General features: G+C 71.4%; 18 protein-coding genes. 7 read left to right on the top strand and 11 right to left on the bottom strand.

All coding sequences use genetic code 11. The annotated features are described in order from the left end of the window. Positions 1-65 precede the first annotated feature (65 nt). Positions 66-1,073, top strand: a complete 1,008-nt coding sequence (locus NBY69_RS21670) for a LacI family DNA-binding transcriptional regulator (RefSeq protein ID WP_250302814.1) — start codon at positions 66-68, stop codon at positions 1,071-1,073. 150 nt (positions 1,074-1,223) lie between these two features. Here the strand turns inward: NBY69_RS21670 and NBY69_RS21665 are convergent, their stop codons facing one another. The 3 genes from NBY69_RS21665 to tdh form a co-directional block, all read right to left on the bottom strand. Continuing rightward, the gene (locus NBY69_RS21665; protein WP_250302813.1) at positions 1,224-2,138 is read right to left on the bottom strand and encodes a LysR family transcriptional regulator; all 915 of its coding nucleotides are present in this window, start codon (positions 2,136-2,138) and stop codon (positions 1,224-1,226) included. Continuing rightward, on the bottom strand, positions 2,135-3,316 hold the full coding sequence (locus NBY69_RS21660) for a glycine C-acetyltransferase (RefSeq protein WP_250302811.1): 1,182 nt from the start codon (positions 3,314-3,316) through the stop codon (positions 2,135-2,137). Before NBY69_RS21660 ends, NBY69_RS21665 begins: the two co-directional genes overlap by 4 nt. A 136-nt stretch (positions 3,317-3,452) precedes the next feature. Further along, a complete protein-coding gene (gene tdh, locus NBY69_RS21655) occupies positions 3,453-4,481 on the bottom strand; it encodes an L-threonine 3-dehydrogenase (protein ID WP_250302809.1) in 1,029 nt (342 codons plus the stop codon). Positions 4,482-4,875: 394 nt separating this feature from the next. Between tdh and NBY69_RS21650 the strand changes: the two genes are divergently transcribed. Then, positions 4,876-5,271, top strand: coding sequence for a ribonuclease (locus NBY69_RS21650; RefSeq protein WP_250302807.1), 396 nt, complete (start codon positions 4,876-4,878; stop codon positions 5,269-5,271). An 18-nt stretch (positions 5,272-5,289) separates the two neighbouring features. Here NBY69_RS21650 and NBY69_RS21645 read toward each other — a convergent pair whose 3' ends face one another. Further along, entirely contained in the window at positions 5,290-5,769 is a 480-nt protein-coding gene (locus NBY69_RS21645) for a YchJ family protein (RefSeq protein WP_250302805.1), read from the bottom strand. A gap of 177 nt (positions 5,770-5,946) precedes the next feature. Between NBY69_RS21645 and NBY69_RS21640 the strand changes: the two genes are divergently transcribed. Then, positions 5,947-6,849: a GNAT family N-acetyltransferase gene (locus NBY69_RS21640; RefSeq protein WP_250302803.1), complete on the top strand. Its 903-nt coding sequence runs from the start codon at positions 5,947-5,949 to the stop codon at positions 6,847-6,849. Between the two features lie 213 nt (positions 6,850-7,062). On the opposite strand, the gene NBY69_RS21635 is transcribed toward NBY69_RS21640, so the two are convergent. After that, positions 7,063-7,677, bottom strand: a complete 615-nt coding sequence (locus NBY69_RS21635; protein WP_250302802.1) for a TetR/AcrR family transcriptional regulator — start codon at positions 7,675-7,677, stop codon at positions 7,063-7,065. Between the two features lie 175 nt (positions 7,678-7,852). Here NBY69_RS21635 and NBY69_RS21630 point away from each other — a divergent pair, with 175 nt between their 5' ends. Then, positions 7,853-8,749: a phosphatase PAP2 family protein gene (locus tag NBY69_RS21630; protein WP_250302799.1), complete on the top strand. Its 897-nt coding sequence runs from the start codon at positions 7,853-7,855 to the stop codon at positions 8,747-8,749. Beyond that, positions 8,746-9,666 carry a DMT family transporter gene (locus NBY69_RS21625; RefSeq protein WP_250302797.1) on the top strand — a complete coding sequence of 307 codons (921 nt, stop codon included), beginning with the start codon at positions 8,746-8,748 and terminating at the stop codon, positions 9,664-9,666. The genes NBY69_RS21630 and NBY69_RS21625 overlap by 4 nt, the downstream gene beginning before the upstream one ends. Here the strand turns inward: NBY69_RS21625 and NBY69_RS21620 are convergent. Beyond that, positions 9,593-11,770, bottom strand: coding sequence for an alpha-galactosidase (locus tag NBY69_RS21620; RefSeq protein ID WP_250302795.1), 2,178 nt, complete (start codon positions 11,768-11,770; stop codon positions 9,593-9,595). The two genes, NBY69_RS21625 and NBY69_RS21620, sit on opposite strands and share 74 nt — an antisense overlap. Positions 11,771-12,000: 230 nt before the next feature. Here NBY69_RS21620 and NBY69_RS21615 point away from each other — a divergent pair, with 230 nt between their 5' ends. After that, positions 12,001-12,963 (top strand): fibronectin type III domain-containing protein, encoded by a 963-nt coding sequence (locus NBY69_RS21615; protein WP_250302794.1) that lies wholly within the window; start codon positions 12,001-12,003, stop codon positions 12,961-12,963. A gap of 196 nt (positions 12,964-13,159) precedes the next feature. Beyond that, positions 13,160-14,242 carry a terpene synthase family protein gene (locus tag NBY69_RS21610; protein ID WP_250302791.1) on the top strand — a complete coding sequence of 361 codons (1,083 nt, stop codon included), beginning with the start codon at positions 13,160-13,162 and terminating at the stop codon, positions 14,240-14,242. On the opposite strand, the gene NBY69_RS21605 is transcribed toward NBY69_RS21610, so the two are convergent. From NBY69_RS21605 to NBY69_RS21585, 5 genes are all read right to left on the bottom strand, one after another. Then, positions 14,236-15,735, bottom strand: a complete 1,500-nt coding sequence (locus NBY69_RS21605) for a cytochrome P450 (RefSeq protein WP_250302789.1) — start codon at positions 15,733-15,735, stop codon at positions 14,236-14,238. The genes NBY69_RS21610 and NBY69_RS21605 overlap by 7 nt on opposite strands. An 82-nt stretch (positions 15,736-15,817) precedes the next feature. Then, positions 15,818-16,444, bottom strand: coding sequence for an ATP/GTP-binding protein (locus tag NBY69_RS21600; RefSeq protein WP_250302788.1), 627 nt, complete (start codon positions 16,442-16,444; stop codon positions 15,818-15,820). Next, positions 16,425-16,799: a DUF742 domain-containing protein gene (locus NBY69_RS21595; protein WP_250302786.1), complete on the bottom strand. Its 375-nt coding sequence runs from the start codon at positions 16,797-16,799 to the stop codon at positions 16,425-16,427. Before NBY69_RS21595 ends, NBY69_RS21600 begins: the two co-directional genes overlap by 20 nt. Continuing rightward, positions 16,796-17,203 (bottom strand): roadblock/LC7 domain-containing protein, encoded by a 408-nt coding sequence (locus tag NBY69_RS21590; RefSeq protein ID WP_250302785.1) that lies wholly within the window; start codon positions 17,201-17,203, stop codon positions 16,796-16,798. The genes NBY69_RS21595 and NBY69_RS21590 overlap by 4 nt, the downstream gene beginning before the upstream one ends. Continuing rightward, positions 17,200-18,771, bottom strand: a complete 1,572-nt coding sequence (locus NBY69_RS21585) for an ATP-binding protein (protein WP_250302783.1) — start codon at positions 18,769-18,771, stop codon at positions 17,200-17,202. Before NBY69_RS21585 ends, NBY69_RS21590 begins: the two co-directional genes overlap by 4 nt. Between the last annotated feature and the right edge of the window lie 48 nt (positions 18,772-18,819).

Genomic DNA, 18,819 nt, shown 5'->3' with positions numbered 1-18,819 from the left:
CGCAACACCGGGATCGAGTCGAAACGTAGGAGAAACATCGGATGAGGTCAACGGTTGGGGAAGGAATGCCACGGAGCACCTTGGCGGGAATCGCGAAAGAGGCAGGTGTATCGGTCTCCACGGTCTCCAAAGTGCTGCATCACAGGTCGGATGTGTCCTCCACGACGCGGGCCAGGATCCAACGGCTTCTTGAGCAGCACGGATACAGCGAGCGGCACCGGCCCACGGATCCCGCACCGCTGCGCGGCGGGCTGATCGACTTCGTCATCAACGAACTGGACAGCCCCTGGGCGGTCGAGCTGATCCGGGGTGCGGAGGAAGCGCTGCACGGGGTGGGGATGGGGATGGTCGTCTCGGCCACCCACGGGCGTACGAAGCGTGCCCGCCAGTGGCTGGACTCCCTCGCCACCCGGCCCACCCGCGGCGCGATCCTGGTCGTGCCCGAACTCACCACCGCCCAGCACGAGGAGCTGCGCCGCCTCGGCATCCCCTTCGCCCTGGTCGCACCGATCGACGAACCGGCGCCGGGGGTGCCGTGGGTGGGCGCCACCAACTGGCCCGGCGGGCTTGCCGCGACGCGCCATCTGGTCGAACTGGGCCACCGCCGCGTCGCGGTCATCAGCGGGCCCGCACGTCGTCTGACCTCGCGCGCCAGGGTCGACGGATACCGCTCGGCGCTGGACGAGGCGGGCCTGCCGTACGACGGGGAGCTGGTGCGGTACGGGGACTTCACCCACGGTCTGGCGCACCGGCACGCCCTGGAACTGCTCCAGCTCCCCGACCGGCCGACCGCCATCTTCGCGGGCAGTGACCACCAGGCGCTGGGCACCTACCGGGCGGCTGCCACCCTGGGGCTGCGCATCCCCGAGGACGTCAGCGTGGTCGGCTTCGACGACCTGCCGTTCGCCGACTGGGTGACGCCCCGGCTGACGACGGTCCGCACCCCGCTCGCCGAGATGACGGCGCTGGCGGCGCGCATGGTCCTCCAACTGCTCGCCGGGGAACGGCCGGAGACCACCCGGGCCGAGGTCGCCACCGAGCTGATCGTCCGGGAAAGCACGGCGCCCCGGTAGCAGGGTTGCGGTTGCGATTGCGGTTACGGTTGCGCAAGTTTTCGCAAATCTGCCCGGCAGTACGGCGGCGCGGCGGCGCGGGAAATCCAGCAGCCCGGCAGCCCAGCGGTCCGGCGGTCCGGCGGTCCGGCAGCCCAGCAGCCCGGCGGTTCAGCCGGTGGTCAGCCCGGCTGCCGCTTCGGCCAGTGCCTCCAGCAACGGCCGCAGCAGCGGGTGCTGTTCGGCTCCCCGGCGTACGGCGGCGAAGACCTTGCGGGTCGCCGCAGGGCCGGCCACCGGACGTACGACCGTGTCCTTCAGCTCCATCCCGCGCAGCGCCGAGCGCGGCACGAGGGCCACTCCGGCGCCCGCCCCGGCCAGGGCCACCACGGCGTGGAAGTCGTCCGACGAGTGGATCAGTCTCGGCTCGAACCCGGCGAGTTCGCAGGCGAGCAGCATCACGTCGTGGCACGGGTTGCCCGGATACGGGCCGATCCAGTCGCTCGTCGCGAGCTCGGCGAGCTCGACGTGCGGGGCCTGGGCGAGGGGGTGCGAGGCGTGCAGTACGGCGTCGAAGGGCTCGGCGTACAGCGGCACGCGGGCCAGCCGGCGGTCGTCCTCCCGGGGGGCGCCGCGGTACTCGACGGCCAGGGCCAGATCCGCCTCGCCGTCCAGCACCAGAGTCAGGCTCTCGTCGCCCTCGGAGTCCCGTACCCGGACCCGGATGCCGGGGCTGCGGTCCGCCAGGTCGCGGATCGCCGGGGCGAGCACCTCGGCGATGCCCGTCGCGAAGGCCGCGACGGTGACCTCGCCGGACGCGCCGCCCGCGTACGCCGCGAGCTCCGCCTCGGCACGCTCCAGCTGGGCGAGCACGGCGTGCGCGTGGGTGAGCAGGATCTCACCGGCGGCCGTCAGCCGCACCCCTCTTCCGCTGCGGGTCAGCAGGGAGTGTCCGGTCTCCTGTTCCAGCGCGGCGAGCTGCTGGGAGACGGCCGAGGGGGTCAGATAGAGCGCTGCGGCCGCGGCGGTCACCGTTCGGTGGTCCGCCACGGCCCGCAGAATGCGCAGGCGGCGAGGGTCGATCACCCTGCCATTGTCGCCCGTGCGTCGACGAACGCGGCCACGGCCCGCTCCACGTCGGCCGTGGAGTGCGCGGCGGACAGCTGGACCCGGATCCGGGCCTTGCCCATGGGCACCACCGGGTACGAGAACCCGATGACGTACACCCCGCGCTCCAGGAGCAGCTCGGCCATCCGGCCGGCCTCCGCGGCGTCGCCGATCATGACGGGCGCGATGGCGTGCTCGCCGGGCAGGATCTCGAAACCGGCCTCGGTCATCTTCGTGCGGAAGAGGCGCGTGTTCGCGTCGAGACGCTCCCGCAGCTCACCCGCGGACTCGATCAGGTCGAGGACCTTCAGCGAGGCGGCGGCGATCACCGGCGCGAGGGAGTTCGAGAAGAGGTACGGGCGCGAGCGCTGGCGCAGCAGGGCGACGATCTCGGCGCGGGCCGCGACATAGCCGCCGGACGCACCGCCGAGCGCCTTGCCGAGGGTGCCGGTGATGATGTCGACGCGGTCCATCACGCCGTGCAGCTCGGGGGTGCCACGGCCGCCGGCGCCGACGAAGCCGACGGCGTGCGAGTCGTCGACCATGACCATCGCGTCGTAGCGGTCGGCCAGATCGCAGATCTCGGCGAGCGGGGCGATGTAGCCGTCCATCGAGAAGACACCGTCGGTGACGATGAGGCGGCGGCGGGCGTCCTGGGTGTCCTTGAGCTGCTGTTCCAGGTCCGCGAGGTCGCGGTTGGCGTAGCGGTGGCGGCGGGCCTTGGAGAGGCGGATGCCGTCGATGATGGACGCGTGGTTGAGGGCGTCCGAGATGACCGCGTCCTCGGCGCCGAGGAGGGTCTCGAAGACACCGCCGTTGGCGTCGAAGCACGAGGAGTAGAGGATCGTGTCCTCCTGGCCGAGGAAGGCCGCGAGGCGCTGCTCCAGCTCCTTGTGGACGTCCTGGGTGCCGCAGATGAAGCGCACGGACGCCATGCCGTAGCCCCAGCGGTCGAGCGCGTCCTTCGCCGCGGCGACGACGTCGGGGTGGTCGGCGAGGCCGAGGTAGTTGTTGGCGCAGAAGTTCAGCACCTCGCCGGAGGCGACGCCGACGGACGCGCTCTGCGGGGTGGAGATGACGCGCTCCGGCTTGAAGAGACCGGCGTCGCGGATCTCGTCGAGGGTGGCGCGCAGACCGTCGCGGACGGACTCGTACATCAAGGGCTCCTAAAGGGGTGGGGCAGACCGTTCAGAAGGGGTGGCCGGACCGTCCGGAGGGGTGGGCCGGACCGTACTTCGAAGAGGTGGGGCCGGCCCGTCCGGAAGAGGTGGGCCGGCCGTCCAGCAGAGTGGGTCAGACCGTCCAGTCGAGAATGATCTTGCCGCAGTGGCCGCCTGCGGCCTCGTCGAAGGCGGCGTCGAAGTCCTGGTAGCCGTACTTTCCGGTGATCACCGGGGAGAGGTCCAGACCGGCTTCGAGCAGGACGGTCATCGCGTACCAGGTCTCGAACATCTCGCGCCCGTAGATGCCCTTGACGGTGATCATCGAGGTGACGATCTTCGCCCAGTCGACGGCGAACTCCTCGGCGGGCAGCCCCAGCATGGCGATCCGGCCGCCGTGGGTCATGTTGTCCACCATGTCGCGCATGGCCTCGGGCCGCCCGGACATCTCCAGGCCGATGTCGAAGCCCTCCCGGAGGCCGAGGGCGCGCTGCGCCTCGGCGATGGGGCTCTCCGCGACATTGAGCGCCAGGGTCGCTCCGGCCTTGCGGGCCAGGTCGAGGCGGTACGGGCTGACGTCGGTGATGACGACGTTGCGCGCGCCGGCGTGCTTGGCCACGGCCGCTGCCATGATCCCGATCGGGCCCGCGCCGGTGATCAGCACGTCCTCGCCGACCAGCGGGAAGGAGAGCGCGGTGTGGACGGCGTTGCCGAACGGGTCGAAGATCGCGGCGACGTCCAGGTCGACCTTCGTCCGGTGCACCCAGACGTTCGACGCGGGCAGCGCGACGTACTCGGCGAAGGCTCCGTTGCGGCCGACGCCCAGACCGACGGTGGAGCGGCACAGATGACGGCGGCCCGCGAGACAGTTGCGGCACTTCCCGCAGACCAGGTGGCCCTCACCGCTCACCAGGTCGCCGACCGCGATGTCGGTCACATCGGCGCCGACCGCGGCGACCTCACCGACGAACTCGTGACCGAGGATCAGCGGCGTCTCCACGGCCTGCTGCGCCCAGCCGTCCCAGGAACGGATGTGGAGGTCGGTGCCGCAGATACCGGTGCGCTTCACCTTGATCAGTACGTCCCCGGGGCCGGTCTCCGGCTCCGGTACGTCCATGAGCCACAGGCCCGGCTCGGCATGCTGCTTGACAAGGGCCTTCATTGCGGCGACTCCAGGCGTAACGGTGACATTCGGTGGACAGGGCACCAATCTGCCCAGCGCGGGGGGTTCCAGTCCATCGAGGATTTCTTAAGCGGGGTCACAGCGGAGCTTCACGCGGTGGCGGAGAAGGCCCAGCTGGGAGCGGCTGGGAGCCGCCGCGGGGACCACGGGCGGGCCCTGATCGGTCATCGGCCGGCAGCCTTTTCACCACTGCTGCCGGGCCGTGCGAGCGGTCCGCCGGCCGGGCCGGCCACCGCGCTCCTGCACAGATCGGCCGGAGCAGGTGCGTTCATCGCGTGAAGGTCGGGTGAGGGTCATCTCCCCCTGGGTAAAACGGAAGTGACGGTTCGACACGTCTCTTCCCCTGAGCTCCCGGCGCCCTCATCCTGGAGCCATGCGAATCACTCTACGCGCGTTGCGCAACCGTGCTGCCGCCGTCGGCGTCGCCACCGCGATCGTCGTCACGCCGACCGTGTTCCTCGCGACCGAAGCCCATGCCACCGTCAGTGGCACCATCTGTTACGGCGCCCTCCCCTCCCAGGCGCACGACACGCTGGATCTCATCAAGACCAACGGCCCGTTCCCGTACAGCCAGGACGGGGTCGTCTTCCAGAACCGGGAAGGCGTCCTGCCGTCGCAGTCCACCGGCTACTACCACGAGTACACGGTCAAGACGCCGGGCAGCTCGACCCGCGGGACCCGTCGCATCATCACCGGCGAGAAGACCGCCGAGGACTACTACACCGCCGACCACTACGTCACGTTCAAGCAGGTGGACTTCACCTGCTGACCCCGCTCGGGGAGCGGATCACTCCTCGACCACACCGTCCACGTACACCCAGGCGCCTTCGTACCGCTCGAAGCGGCTGTGCTCCCGGAGTTCACCGGGCTCGCTCCGGTAGGAGTAGTGGGCGCGGAAGGTGACCGTGCCCGTGGTGTGGAACGCGCTCCCCCCGGTGGCGTCCAGGATCTCCAGGCGCTGCCACCGCTGCCCCGCGTCGAACTCGACGCGGGGCGGCCGGGTGTCCGGGTGCCAGCTGCGCAACAGGTACGCCTCGTCCTCGACGGCGAACGCGCTGAAGCGCGCGCGCATCAGCGCCTCGGCCGTGGGCGCGGCGGCCTGGCCGCTGTGGAAGCGGCCACAGCACGCGCCGTAGGCGGCGGGGAGGCCGCAGGGGCAGGGTGCGTCGGCGGCGACCGGAGCGCGCCGCGTCTCCCGTCGGGGCGACCGGGACTGCTGGGCGTGCGGCTGCGGGGACCTTGACGGCCGGGAAGTGCGTCGGGACATGCCCCACATTGTGCCGTGGGAAGCGGGCCGGGCCGCCCCGCGGGAGGCACGGGCAGCAGCCGGGCGGGGCCGTCCCTCCCGTACGCGCAGCGCCGACGAAATGGGCTGCGCGTGCCGACCGCCACAAATAACCTGGCAACGGACGAAGCACGACCCGCCACCGTCGCTGGAGCCCCCTTGTCCGTTCGCATCACCGCCCTGACCGACCCCGAGCACCACCCGTCCGGTCGCCGCCTGGTCTGGCTGGCGTCCGACGGCGAGGGCTGCCCGGTCGGATCGGCGCACCTGCGCCTGTTCACCCGGCCAGGCCAGGATCATCTGGCCGAACTGGAACTCCATGTGCACCCGGCGGAACGGCGCGCGGGCGCCGGTTCCCGGCTGCTGGAGGCCGCGTTGGACGCCGCCCGCCACGACGGCCGCCGCTCGGTGATCACGCAGGCCGGATCCGGATCGATCGGCGAACGGTTCCTGGTGAGCCGGGGCTTCCGCGCGGTCCTCGTCCTGATCTTCGCCCGGCTCGCGCTCGTCGACACGGACGTCCCGGCGCTCGACGCGGCCGTCGGACAGCCGCATCCCGGCTACCGGCTGGTGTCGTGGGACGGCACCGTCCCGGACGACCTCGCCGAGACGTTCGCGGTGTCCCACCGCGCCATGGACGACATGCCGATGGGCGAGACCGACTACGGATCGGTGGTCTGGGACGCGGACCGGGTCAGGGAGGCCGCCGAAGCCGTGGCGAAGCGGGGCGGCCTGCTGCACACCGTCGCGGCCGTCGCCGAGTCGGACGGCTCGATCGCCGGATTCACGGAACTCGTGGTGCCCGGGGACGGTACGGGCGACGCCCAGCACTACGGCACCGCCGTACTGCCCGAACACCGCGGCCACGGGCTCGGGCACTGGATGAAGGCCGAGGCGATCCGGCAGGCCCGCGGGCGCCATCCCGGACTCGGCGGGCTGCTCACCGACACGGCGGACAACAACCTGCCCATGCGGGCCGTCAACGACGCACTGGGCTACGTGCCGACGCACCGGACGATCGAGTACCAGCTCGCACTGCGGCCGGCCGGGGTGGACTCCTGACGGTCGCCGAACGCGCCGGACGAACGGCCGAAGCGGGCCGGTACGCCGGCCGCGCCTGGCGAACGGCGCCGGAGATCTCCCGGCGGGCCCTTCGCCGCTCGGAACCGGTCGGCGTACCGGCCCGGTTCCGAGCGTCGGGGCGCGCCGCCCCCGTCCCCACGGTGCGGCGCAGGCGGCCCGTCGTCATCCGCTCGACGACGGCCCCGCCAGTCTTCAGGTCCGCGCGCTGTCCGTGCGCAGCAGCACGGGCAGGACCGCGCTCTCGACGAAGCGGACCAGGTACTCCGTGTCGCCGTACCGCCCCTCCAGCATCGGCCGGACACGCATGGCGCCCATCAGCTGCGCCGCGACGAACTCCACCGCCGGGTTGTCGGCGGCCACCTCCCCGCGGGCCACGGCACGGGCCACCATCGTGTCGATCGCCGCGGCGGCCGGTTCGACCAGGCCCTCGCGGATCGCTTCGAGGAGTTCGGGGTTCTGCAGCGCGGCGTGACTGAGCGCGTGCATCAGCGGGGTGTCCCGTCCCGACTGCGCCCCCAGCGCCTTCGCTGTCTCCCGCAGATCCCCCGCGAGCGTACCCGTGTCGATGGACACCAGGTGCCCACCGCGGGTGCCGCGCAGGGCGCAGGCGACCAGCTGCGGCTTGTTTCCCCACTGCCGGTACAGGGTGGACTTTCCGCAGCGGGAACGGGAGGCGACGCCTTCCATCGTGAGCGCGTCGTAGCCGCACTCACGGAGAAGTTCGAGCACCGCCGCGTAGAACTCCTGCTCCCGCTCCGGTGTGATCTTGGAGCGCGAGGACGACATCACGGAGTCCTGGGGCGACATGAGCTCTCCCTTTCGGTGTGACGAGCAGCATCGATACTTCATCGTACCGATACGCCAGTGTACCGATACGCTGGTGTACCGATACGGCCACGTATCGGTACACTGTCGTTTCGATGTGCCATGGTCCGGACCACGGCACAGTAATTTCGTTTCGCAACGCAAAGGGGCCGGGGTGATGAATGCCCTCATCGAGCCCGCCGACCGGGAGCCGGACACCTCTGCCCGACCGTCCCCGGTCCGCGAGCTCCTGCTCGTCGTCGGACTCTTCCTCGTCTACAAGCTGGGAAGGCAGGTGGCCGGCGGACATGTCGACGAGGCGTACCGCAACGCCGACCACGTCTGGGACTTCGAGCGTTGGGCGCATCTACCCGACGAGGGTTCCGTGCAGCGGGCCGTGCTGCACAGCGATTCACTCGTACACATAGCGAATACGTACTACGCGACCGTGCACTTCCCGGCGATCGTCCTCTTCCTGGCCTGGCTGTACTGGCGCCGACCGCGGCACTACGTGTGGACGCGTCGCGTCCTCACCGCGCTGACCGGCGCCGCCCTGGTCCTGCATCTACTCGTCCCGCTGGCCCCGCCACGGATGCTGGCCGAGGCGCATCTGGTCGACACGGGGCAGCGGTTCGGGCCGACCGTCTACGCAGCCGCTCCCGCCAAGGACACGCTGGCGAACCAGTTCGCCGCGATGCCCTCCCTGCACTTCGGCTGGGCGCTGATGATCGCCATCGGGCTGATCGCCGCCACCCGCTCGCGGTACCGCTGGCTCTGGCTGCTGCACCCGCTGATCACTCTGCTGGTGATAGTCGCCACCGCCAACCACTACTGGCTCGACTCGATCGTGGCCGCGGTGCTGCTCGCGGCGGCGCTGGTCTGCATCAAGCTGCCCGCCCCGAAGGTAGCGTCCACCCCGGAGGAGCCGCCCGCCCCGGCGACGGCCCCCGTCGCGCCCGCGCCTCCCGAAGAAGCCGGCGCCGTCCCCGTATCCGTACGTGTCCCGCGCCCGTCCGCCGACGGCGCCCGCCCCGAGCCGGTACGCGCGCTCGCCGACCACGGGGGGTGCCGGTGAACGCCACGCTGCTGGCCGTCGGTCTCTCGCTGCTGTCCGCCGTCGGCTACGCGACGGCCGCGGTGGCGCAGGAACGCCTCGCCTCCCGCACCCGGCCGAAGTCCGGGCTGCTGCGGCTGCTCGGCCGTGGGGCCTGGTGGTGGGCGGTCGGACTGAACGCCGCGGGTGCGGTGCTGCACGTGGTGGCGCTGAAGTACGGTCCGCTCACCCTCGTGCAGCCGCTCGGCGCGCTCACCCTGGTCGCCGCGGTGCCGTTGGGCGCCCGCCTCGCCGGGCGCCGGGTCTCCCGGATCGAGTGGCGCGGCACCGTGCTCACCCTGCTCGGGCTCGGCGCGCTGCTGCTGACCACCGGGGGCACTCCCCCGCACGAAACCCTCTCGCTGCCGGAGGCGCTGGGGATCGCCGCCGCGGTCGTCGTCCTGGTCTCCGTGCTCGTCCGGCGCGCCGGACGGCCCGGCGCACGGCCCGGTCTGCGGTTCGCCACCGCGTCCGGGGTCGTCTCCGGGGTCGCGTCGGCGCTCACCCAGACCGTGACGGTCTCGGTCACCGACCACACCTCGGGCGTGCTCGGCCCGCGGACCGTGATCATGGGGCTGCTCGTCGCGGCCTTCGCGGTGGGCGGGCTGCTGCTCTCCCAGACCGCGTACCGCGAAGGCCTCGGCGCACCCCTCGCGATGGTCACCCTCGCCAACCCGGTCGCGGCCTCGGTGATCGGCCTGGCCCTGCTCGGCGAGCGCCTCCAGGGCGGCGCGGTCGGGCTGCTGCTCGCCCTGGTGGGGGCGGCAGCCGCCGCCCGGGGCGTGGTGCTGCTGACCCGGGCGACGGTCACTGTCTCTGCCGCCGCTACCCCTGCCGCACCTCGATCAGCAGTGCCTGCCCCGGATCGAGCGCCGGCATCGGAACCCCTGCTCCGCTGAGGACGGATCCGGGCAGCGCCACCCAGCCCTCCAGGGCGGCGGTGACCCAGGCGGGGCCCAGCCCCTCGCGGAACGAGGGCAGTCCGGCCTCCGTCCTGATCCGCACCCGGTAGCGCCGGGTGCGGTCCAGGCCCGGCAGTGCGATCCGGCCCGACTGGCCCTCCGGCGAAGTCACCAGCCGCGCCCAGCAGTACAGGGCGGCGCTCGCGTCCTGCGCCACCACACCGTGCAGCAGCGCGGCGTCACCGCTCAGATCCGCCCGGACCACCCGGCCGGTGTGCAGCAGCGGACGCAGTTCCTTGTAGAGCGCCGCCCACTCCCGCAGCACCGCGCGTTCCGCCGGCGGGCAGTCGGTGACGTCCCGCTCGATCCCGGCGTGCGCGAACAGCGCGGTCAGCAGCCGGAACGAGCTGTCCGTCAGCCGTCCGGTGGTGTGGCTGCGGGTCTCCCCGACGTGGGAGCCGATCAGCTCGGGCGGCAGCAGCTGGCCGGTCCAGCGCTGGATGGCCTGGCGTTCCACCGGGTCGTTGCAGTCCGACGCCCACACCCGGTCCGTACGGCCGAGAACGCCCAGGTCGATCCGGGCGCCGCCGCTGGAGCAGCTCTCGATCTCCAGCGCCGGATGCCGGGACCTGAGTGCGTCGAGCAGCCGGTACAGGGCCTCGGTCCGGGCGTGGACGCCCGGCTGGTCCCGGCCGTCCGCCGTCCGCCGGACCGCCTCGTGCAGATCCCGGTTGTAGTCCCATTTCAGGTAGTCGACGGAGTACTCCGTGACGATCGCGTCCAACGACTCCAGCAGGTACTTCCAGGCGTCGGGATGCGCGATGTCGAGCGGGTACTGATGACGGGAGGCCGGGCCGAGTCCGGCCGTCGGCGCGAGGATCCACTCGGGGTGCGCGCGGGCGAGGTCCGAGTCGGGGTTGACCATTTCGGGTTCGACCCAGAGCCCGAACTCCATGCCGTGCGCGTGCACCCGGTCGGCCAGCGGGGTGAGTCCGTCCGGCCACCTGGTCCTGTCGACGGTCCAGTCACCGAGCCCGGCGGTGTCGTCGCGCCGGCCGGTGAACCATCCGTCGTCGAGGACGAACCGCTCCACCCCGATGTCCGCCGCCGCGTCGGCGAGCGCGAGCAGCCGCTCGGGCCGGTGGTCGAAGTACACGGCCTCCCAGCTGTTGAGGGTCAGCGGGCGGGGCGTCGACGGATGCGTGGGGCGGGCCCTGAGCAGCGTGTGGAAGCGGTCGGCGAGACCATCGAGTCCGGCGTCGGACCAGCCGAACCAGCAGAGCGGCGAGGTGTACGACTCCCCCGGTGCCAGCCGTATCTCGCCCGGCGCGAGCAGTTCGCCACCGCCGAGCACGGAGGCGTGTACGCCCGCGCCTTCCGGCAGTTGCTCGGCCAGCCAGCGCTGGTTGCCGCTCCAGCCGATGTGCAGGCCCCAGACCTCACCGCGGCGGAAGCCGAAGCCGGGGACCCCGACGGTGAGGAGGTACGGGGAGTCCTGACCGGTCCTGCCGCGGCGCAGTTCCCGTACGTGGCTGCCGTGGCCGAGCGGCCTGCGCTGCGGGGAGCGCTCACGGCACCACTTGCCGGTGAAGTCGAGGATCTCCTCGGCCCGGCGCGGCAGCGGCAGCAGCGTGGTGACGCCGCTCAGGTCGTACGGGGCGGGGTCGGCGGCGTCCGTCCGACGGGCGACCTCGGTCCGCACCGCGAGCAGGCCCGAGGGGTCGAGCCGGTAGCTAAGGGTGAGATCGAGACCGGCCGTGTCCTCGGCGAGCCGGATGACCAGTTCGCCGTCGCGCTCCTCGGCGCCGACGAGGTGGGGTTTCGGCGCGGTGGCGGTGCCCGCGAGGTGGCCCTGGTGGGCGGGGGTGCCGGACCAGCCGTCGGCCTCCGTCGGCCAGACGGTGAACTGCCGCGGTGCGTCCAGGGCGTTGATGAGCGCGGCGCCGTCGGCGGTCAGGCCGAGAGCGGCGCAGTCCTCGTCGGTGAGTTCACCCAGGTCCTCGCCCCAGTGCAGGATCCGGGGCACCGGAGCGCACAGCTCGACGACGAGGCTGACTCCGGCTGCGCGCAGCCGGACGGTCCGCGGGGTGGTGCGGGTCATACGGGGGTTCCTCTCTACGGTTCTTCGGTCCTGCGCCTGCGGTCCCGCACTCCGTATCGGAGCGGCCCGGGGCCGAGGGGCAGTCCCGCGAAGGTCATCGGTGCCCCGGCTGTGCCCCGGCTACGCCTCGGAACGGGGCTCCGGCCGCCCCCTTGTTGTACGCCACCCGGTGTGCCATATATGTCTAGACCTTTAGGCACGACCCTTCCGTCGGACGGAGACCGGACCCCGTGCAACACCCTTCCCGATTCGCCCTGCTGGCCGCCACCGCCTGTCTGCTGCTCACCGCCTGCGGCGGGGGCGGGCAGCCGCACGCCCGGGGCCCGTCGACCCCGGCCGGTGTGTCGGTGCAGGCCAGTAGCGCCACCTCCGCCCATGTCATGTGGACGCCGGACGCGACGGCGGACGGGGTCACGGGATACGAGATATTCCGCGCGGGCACCAAGGCCAGGACCGTCGGGGCCGGTACGACCATGGTCGACATCATCGGTCTGCGGCCGTCCACCGCCTATGAGTTCACCGTCCGGGCGAAGAACGCGGCGGGCCGCTTCTCCCCGAGGAGCCGACCGGTCCGCGTCACCCTGCCGGCCCGGGTGCCCGACGACCACCGGGCCCCGTCCCGTCCGGGGGACCTGCGGGTCAGGGCCGGGGGCGCACATGCCGCGACGCTCTCCTGGACCAGGTCGACGGACGACGTCCGCGTCACGTCGTACGACGTGTACCAGGGCCAGTCGAAGATCCACACGGTCGGCGGCGATCTCACCACGGCACGGATCACGGGGCTGCGGCCCGCCACCGTGTACACCTTCACCGTCCGGGCGCGGGACGGCGCCGACAACTCCTCGGCGCCGAGCGGGTCCGTCGATCTGACCACGGCGTCCGCGCCGGGCCAGGGACCCAGCACCGAGCCGACCGGTTTCCGGGCGACCGCCCGCACCGTCAAGGGTGTCCGCTCGGTCGAGCTGAGCTGGGTCCCGCCGGACACCGGCGGTGAGGTGACGGGGTATCAGATGTACCTCGACGGCAAGCTCACCACGACGATCGTCTGGGGTGCGGCCGCCCCGCAGCACGCGGCCACGTACACCTTCGCGGTACGCGAGAAGCCGGGCACGACCTACCGTGTGAAGATCCGCGCGAAGCTGCCTGACGGGAACTGGGGAACGTTTTCGGCCGAGCGGACCGTCACTGTCTGAATCCCGCAGGGTCCGGGCCCGCCGACACACCCGGCCAGGCAGCGACAACACAGAATCGCAGGAACGCCAGAGCTGAATCCGGACATCTTTTTGTCAATTGAGGGCGTCCGAAGGCTAGTTGTATGGTGAACAACGATCGGGCGTGGGCATATACGCTCCAGCGCATCATCAGGGGTTCCGCACTTGGAGGCTGATCGTGACCGTCGCCCAGCAACAACGGCTGGTTCAGCAGCTTCCGGCCGTTCCCTTCTACTGCCCGGTCCCGCCCGCCGCACATCCCGCGGCGGCCTCGCTCAACGAGGCGACCGTCCAGTGGATGCTGCGGCAGGACCTCGACACCGACGAACACCAACGCCGTCGACTCACCCTCTGCGACTTCGGTGGTCTCACCGCCTCGACCATGCCGTACGGGCGGCTGGAACGCCTCACACTGATGGCCCGGCTGCACGCCGTGCTGTTCTCGCTCGACGACGGACTGTGCGACGAGTCCGACGTCACCGCGGGCCTGCTCGCCCAGGAGACCGGCCGCATCATGCGGGCCGTAGAGGCCCCGCACGCGGTCCCCACCCCCGGTGAGTCACCACGCACCGCGGTCCTTCGCGCCATCCGTCGGGACCTCGCCCAGTACGCGTCGCCCCGGCAGCTGCGCCGCTTCACCGAGGCCATGCGGGTCTATACGTCAGGCCTCGTCTGGGAGGCGACCTGGCGCAGCAGTTCCGGTCTTCCCTCGCTGGACGACTACGTGACCCTCTGGATGCGGGCCATAGGAATGGCCCCGTCCACCGCGATGATCGAGATCGTCGGCGGGTTCTCCCTCACCGACGAGGAGCTGGAGGATCCCCGGGTACGCGCGCTGACCGAGATCACCTGGACGCTGGTCAGCTGGGACAACGACCTCTACTCCCGCAACAAGGAGATCCTCCGCGCGGGCGACGACCTCAACCTGATCGACGTCCTCGCCCAGGAGTTCGGCCTCGACGGGCCCCGCGCGCAGCAGGAGGCCGTGGTCATGCGCGACCGGGTGATGGTGCTCTTCCTGCGGCTGCGCGACCAAGTGCTCAAGGACGCCAGGATCGAACTGCGGGCCTATCTCGACGGGTTGGGCCAGTTCGTGCGGGGCCACCTCGACTGGGCTTCGGTCTGCCCCCGCTACTCCGTACCCGGCACTCCCACCGCCGAGCCGGAGAGCTGGTGGAAGCGGCTCCCGGCCGTACTGGACCAGGACCCGCTCCCGGTGGCCTCACTCTCCTGGTGGTGGGACCAGCTGGACGGTCAGTAGCCGCGCCACCAGCTCGTCAGGACCTGCCACAGCCCCTTCGGGTCCGGATCCCGCTGCGCGGGGAATCCGCTGCCGGGGGGTCCGGCCGGCGGGGCTTGGACCGGCGGGGCCGACTGGGCGGCAGGTGCCGGTCCGTCCGTGGGGTGCGAGGTGACCTCCCAGTCGGTGCGGGGCGCGGGCATCGCTGCGGGCGATGGCGCGACCATGACGTCCTGGGGCGGACGCGGGGCGAACTCCACCGGCAGCTCCACGAGTTGACGGGACATCAGTGAGCCGACCCAGCGGAGCTCGTGCTCCGCGACGGCCAGCTCCACATCGGGGAGCCGCATCAGCAGGGCGTCGACGCCCACGTCCGCGATGGCGCGGCCGATGTCCTGCCCCGGACACTCGTGGGCGCCGCCGCTGAACGCGAGGTGCGCGCGGTTGCCCTGCATGGAGGCGTGCGGGTCGGGACGGACCACCGGGTCGATGTTGGCGGCGGCGATCCCGACCACCAGGGCGTCGCCCGCCTTGATCTGCTGGCCGCCCAGCTCGGTGTCGCCGACCGCCCAGCGGCCGAAGATCGTGGTGAACGGCGGCTCGTCCCAGAGGGTCTGTTCCACCGCCTCGGGCACGGTCATGTGACCGCCGCTCAACTGGGCCCTGAAGCGGGGGTCGGTGAGCACCATGCGCAGCACGTTGGCGATCAGGTTGGTGGTGGTCTCGTAGGCGGCGATGAGCACGAGCCGCAGGTGCTGGGCGACCTCGTCGTCGCTGAGTCCCGCCGGGTGCTCGATCAGCCGGGTGGCGAAGTCCTCCTGCGGTGCGGACCGGCGCTGGGCCACCAGCCGGTTGATCGCGGCCATCACGTAGGCGTTGCTCGCGATGGCGGTCTCGGTGCCCTTGATCATGTCGCGGGCGGCCTGCACCAGCCGTTCGTTGTACTCCTCCGGCATGCCGAGGATCTGGCACATCACCATCATCGGCAGGTGTTCGGCGAAGCGGCTGACCAGGTCGGCTCTGCCGTCCTGGCAGAACTCGTTGACCAGCCGGTTACTGAAGCGGTTGATGAAGCGGCGGGTGCTGCGGGTGTCGATGTACGACATGGCGTCCATGACCGCACCACGCAGACGTTCGTGGTCGGCGCCGTCGGCGAAGACACAGACCGGCTGCCAGGTGAAGATCGGCGCGAGCGGGTGGTCCGGGGTGGCCGAGCCGTCCTGCAGGGCGCGCCAGCGGCGGGAGTCGCGGGAGAAGAGCGAGGGCGTACGGGTCATGTACAGGTTCTCGCTGTGGCCGAGCACCAACCAGGCCGGCACATCGCCGTGCAGCAACACCGGTGCCACCGAACCGTGTTCGGCACGCAGCTTCTCGTACAGACCCATCGGGTCGCTCTCGGCCTCGGCCCCGTACAGCCGGCGCAGCCCACCGGGGCCGTGCCCGTGGGCCGGGCACTCCGGGGGCGGTACTACCGCGCCGTCGGTGCCGGGCCGGTGGTCGAAGGGGGTTGTCACGGTCACTCCAATGCGTACGGACGGGGACGGATCTGGGGGTTCTCGCACAGGCCGGGGCCGGGCGCCGCGAGGCGGGGGACCGTCACGTCCCGCCCTGGGCGCGTCGCATGGCGAGGGCGTGCAGATAGCGCATGAGTGCCATCAGGGTGTCGCGGCTGGAGGCGCGCTGCCTGGCGTCGCAGTCGACGATCGGGACCTCGTCGGGCAGATCCAGCGCGATCCGCAGTGCCTCCAGACCGTGCCGGGGGGCGTCGGGGAAGGTGTTGATGGCGACGATGAACGGCACCCCGCGCTCCTCCAGCCGGCCGATCACGTCGAAGCTGACCTCCAGCCGCCGGGTGTCGACCAGCACGACGGCGCCGAGCGCCCCCTCGAACAGGCCGTTCCACAGGAACCAGAACCGCTCCTGGCCGGGTGTGCCGAAGAGGTACAGCACCAGTTGTTCGCTGATGCTGATACGGCCGAAGTCCATCGCCACCGTGGTGGCGGTCTTGCTCTCCACCCCGGAGTTGTCGTCGACGCCGACCCCGGCCTGGGTCATCGTCTCCTCGGTGGTCAGCGGGCGGATCTCGCTCACCGAACGCACCATCGTCGTCTTGCCGACCCCGAATCCACCCACGATCACGATCTTGACCGCGGCCGTGGCCGTGTCGGGCAGGACGTCTTCCCTCCGGGGGCCTTCGATCGTGTCAGAGCTTCTGGAGTCCATGCATCACCGCTTCGAGAAGGGCCCTGTCCGGCAGCGCGGCACGGACGATGGGCGCGCGCGACTCGACGAGTTCGGCCGCGAGGAGATCGGTCAGCAGCGCGGTCACCACGCTGAACGGCAGGCGCAGATAGGCGGAGATCTCCGCGACGGACAGCGGCGACGTGCACAGCCGTACGATCGCGGCCTGCTCCGGCTGGACGGTCGGGGAGGGTTCGGCCCGGGACACCACGATGGTGACCAGGTCGAGTTCCGCCCGTTCGGTGCCGTCCGGCCCGCCGGTGATCACATAGAGCCGTTCGGGGTCCTCCGCATCCGTATCGGCCGTCCGGCGTTCTCTGCGGGGCGGGGACGTCATCCGGCCTTCCCGTCGTGCCGCGGCGGGCTGGCCAGGTGGGCGCCGATCCGGACCACCATGTCGCGCATCTGGGCACCCACCAGGCCCGCGTCGACGCGCTCGTCGGTGAGTACCGCGAGATACGAGCCGGTGCCCGCGGCCATCAGGTAGAAGAAGCCGCCGGTGATCTCGATGACGACGAGCCGCATCCGGCCGTCGCTTTCGGGAATCTCGGTGGCCACGGCGGCGGCGAGGCTCTGCAGCCCGGCGCAGGCAGCCGCCAGCCGGTCCGCGCCGTCCGGGTCACCGCCGTGCCGGGCGATGCGCAGTCCGTCCGCGGAAAGCACCACGATCTGCTGGATCCCGGGGACGCCGTCGGCGAGCTCCTTGAGCATCCAGTCCATGCTGCCCAGTTGCTGAATCACGTCAGGTCCCCCTTGTCCCACGCGTCGCCGGACTCTCCGACCGCCGAAGGCTCTTGCGGCACTCCGTTGGCCGCCTTGGTGAAGGCTTCGAGCCAGATCCCCGGCTGCGGTTCCTCCTTCTCCGGTTCCTGCGCCACGTACGGGTCGGGTTCAGGCGACGGAGCGGGCACCAGCGGCGCGACCGGCTCGGAGCCGTACGAGGTGCGGAGGCGGCTGCGGCGCTGCGGCAGGCCGTTCGGGGTCCACTCGGTCACCACCGGTACGTCGTCCTCCATCGACAGCGCCGCCGGTGCGGGACGCCGCTTCGGCACGGTGGCCTTGCGCGGCGCCCTCGAAGGGACCCGGTCGGCGAAGGCGCCGATGTCCGTGTCCGCTCCGGTTCGGGGCAGTCCGGCAGCGCCGATACCGTGTGCGATACCGGGCGCGGGGCCCGTGGTGATCATCTCGCGGGGCACGATCAGTACGGCCCGGACACCGCCGTACGCGGACTGCCGCAGCGCGACCTTGAGGTTGTACATCTGGCTGAGCCGGCCGACCACGGCCATTCCGAGCCGGGGCGACTCCCCCAGGTCGTTGAGGTCGACACCCGCCTGGGCCTTGGCGAGCATGCCCTCGGCCCGCTTGCGCGCCTCCTCGCTGAGGCTGACCCCGCCGTCCTCGATCTCGATGGCGATACCGGTCTGCACCTCGACCGCGGTGACATGGACACGGGTCTGCGGGGGCGAGTAACGGGTCGCGTTGTCGAGCAGTTCGGCGACGGCGTGGATGAGCGGCTCGACGGCCGGGCCCACGATCGCGACCTTGGCGATGGAGTGCAGATCGACCCGCGGGTACTCCAGGATGCGCGACATCGCGCCGCGCAACACACTGAACAGCGGTACGGGCTTGGGCCACTGGCGTCCCGGACGGGCGCCGCCGAGCACGGAGATGCTGTCGGCGAGGCGGCCGATCAGCGCGTTGCCGTGGTCGATGCGGAGCAGGTCGTCGAAGACCTCCGGCTGACGGCCGTGGTCCTCCTCCATCTCGCGCAGCTCCGAGGCCTGTTGGTGGACGATGGCCTGCACCCGGCGGGCGATGCCGACGAACGCGAACTGGGCACCCTCACGCTGCGATTCCTCGTCGTCGACGATCTTCAGCAGGGAGGCGAGGATCTCGCGCTGCGCGGACGGCAGGTCGCGGTACATCTCGTTGTTGTCCACCAGGATCCGCATGACCTCCAGCGGCGACTCACCGTGCTTGAGCCGGTGGATCGCTGCGGGCATCAGTTCCTTGGCGAGCCGTACGGTCTCCGCGTCGTGCGCGGCGAGGCGGCGCTCCAGGAAGGCCAGCCGCTCCCCGTACACGTGGTGGAGAGCCCGCGTCGCATAGGCGCGGCGGACGAGCGCGACGACGAGTACGGCGATGACGACGGTGGCGAGCACGCCGGCCCAGACAAGGGGTATCCGGGCGGCCTGGTCCACCACGACCGCGCCGACGGCCGTGGCTGCCGACGTCGCTACGACGGAGAGCAGCAGCGCACGAACCAGTGGCGCTGTCCGATCGGTTGGAGGCGCCTCAACGCGAACCATGTGATCCCTCTGGCAGTTGACGGTGGGAGAGTCGAACTATCAAGACAT

It is taken from the genome of Streptomyces sp. A 4/2 (assembly GCF_940670765.1).
GTDB lineage: Bacteria > Actinomycetota > Actinomycetes > Streptomycetales > Streptomycetaceae > Streptomyces.
The sequence above is the reverse complement of the archived record's forward strand: the minus strand, read 5'-3'. Positions and strand labels throughout refer to the sequence as shown.